Origin of the sequence: Pseudomonas sp. 58(2021), assembly GCF_017491585.1 — a bacterium.
Taxonomy (GTDB): domain Bacteria; phylum Pseudomonadota; class Gammaproteobacteria; order Pseudomonadales; family Pseudomonadaceae; genus Aquipseudomonas; species Aquipseudomonas fluorescens_BT.
This window is the reverse complement of sequence record NZ_JAFGYZ010000047.1, coordinates 1-2,127: the sequence shown is the minus strand read 5'-3', so window position 1 is coordinate 2,127 and position 2,127 is coordinate 1. Positions and strand designations below refer to the sequence as shown.

Here is a 2,127-nt window from a genome sequence, read left to right as displayed (position 1 = left end):
TACCTCGCCAAACGCCATTGACCGCGTACTCTCGTCCATCAACTACACCCTAGGCACCAATCTCGAGAATCTCACGCTCCTCGGTTCCGCCAACCTCAACGGCACCGGTAATGCGGCCAATAACGTGATCACCGGTAACGAGGGTGCCAACGTCCTCGATGGCGGTCTCGGGTCGGACACCCTGATCGGCGGCCTGGGCAACGACACCTACATCGTCGACAACCTCGGCGACACGGTCACCGAAACCAGTACCCTGGCCGGTGAAATCGACACCGTGCGCTCGTCCGTGGACTGGCGTCTGGGTGCCAACCTGGAAAACCTGGTACTGACCGGCAACGCCGTCAATGGTACTGGCAACGAGCTGAACAACAGCCTGACCGGCAACGCCGCAGCCAACACCCTGGACGGCGGCCTCGGCGCCGACACTATGATCGGTGGCGACGGCAGCGACACCTACTATGTCGACAACGTCGGCGACATCGTCATCGAGACCGATGCTTCGCTGACCGCACTCGACCGGGTGTTCTCATCCATCGACTACACCCTCGTTGCCAACGTCGAGAACCTGACCCTCATGGGTTCAGCCAACCTCAACGGCACCGGCAACTCGGTCAACAACACCCTGACCGGCAACGCTGGCGCCAACATCCTTGACGGTGGCCTGGGCGCCGACAGCCTGATCGGCGGCCTGGGCAGCGACACCTACATCGTCGACAACCTCGGTGACACCATTACCGAAACCAGCACCCTGGCCAGCGAAATCGACGCGGTGTGGAGCTGGGTCAACTGGACCCTGGGCGCTAACCTGGAAAACCTGTTCCTCGCAGGCACCGCCAATCTCAATGGTGTCGGCAACGGCCTGAACAACTATCTGATCGGCAACAGCGGCAACAACGTACTCAGCGGCGGTGCCGGCGACGACACCCTCGACGGTGGCATCGGTGCCGATGCCATGGTCGGGGGCGACGGCAACGACAGCTATTACGTCGACAACGTTGGCGATCTGGTGATCGAAACCGATACCTCGCCAAACGCCATTGACCGCGTATTCTCGTCCATCAACTACACCCTAGGCGCCAATCTCGAGAATCTCACGCTCCTCGGTTCCGCCAACCTCAACGGCACCGGTAATGCGGCCAATAACGTGCTCACCGGTAACGAGGGTGCCAACATCCTCGACGGTGGACTGGGCGCTGACAAACTGATCGGCGGGCTCGGCAATGACACTTACATCGTCGACAACCTCGGCGATACAGTCACCGAAACCAGCACCCTGGCCGGTGAAATCGATACCGTGCGCTCATCCGTGGACTGGCGCCTGGGCGCCAACCTGGAAAACCTGGTGCTGACCGGCAACGCCGTCAATGGTACCGGCAACGAGCTGAACAACAGCCTGACCGGCAACGCCGCAGCCAACACCCTGGACGGCGGCCTCGGCGCCGACACCATGATCGGTGGCGACGGCAGCGACACCTATTACGTCGACAACGTCGGCGACATCGTCATCGAGACCGACGCTTCGCTGACCGCACTCGACCGGGTATTCTCATCCATCGACTACACCCTCGTTGCCAACGTCGAGAACCTGACCCTCATGGGTTCGGCCAACCTCAACGGCACCGGCAACTCGGTCAACAACACCCTGACCGGCAATTCGGGTGACAACCTCATTGATGGCGGACTCGGTGCCGACAGCCTGATCGGCGGCCTGGGCAACGACACCTACATCGTCGACAACCTCGGTGACACCATTACCGAAACCAGCACCCTGGCCAGCGAAATCGACGCGGTGTGGAGCTGGGTCAACTGGACCCTCGGCGCCAACCTGGAAAACCTGTTCCTCGCAGGCCCGGCCAATCTCAATGGCACAGGTAACGAACTGGCCAACTACATGATCGGCAACTCTGGCGCCAACGTCCTCGACGGCGGTCTGGGCGCTGACAAACTGATCGGTGGGCTGGGCAACGACACCTACATCGTCGACAACCTCGGCGATACAGTCACCGAAACCAGCACCCTGGCCGGTGAAATCGACACCGTGCGCTCATCCGTGGACTGGCGCCTGGGCGCCAACCTGGAAAACCTGGTGCTGACCGGCAACGCTATCAATGGTACCGGCAACGAGCT

At 61.4% G+C, this 2,127-nt stretch carries 1 protein-coding gene; it reads left to right on the top strand.

What is annotated here, in order from left to right:
- The coding region (locus J5M72_RS28695; RefSeq protein ID WP_207868317.1) for a calcium-binding protein at positions 1-2,127 on the top strand (2,127 nt) is incomplete at both ends.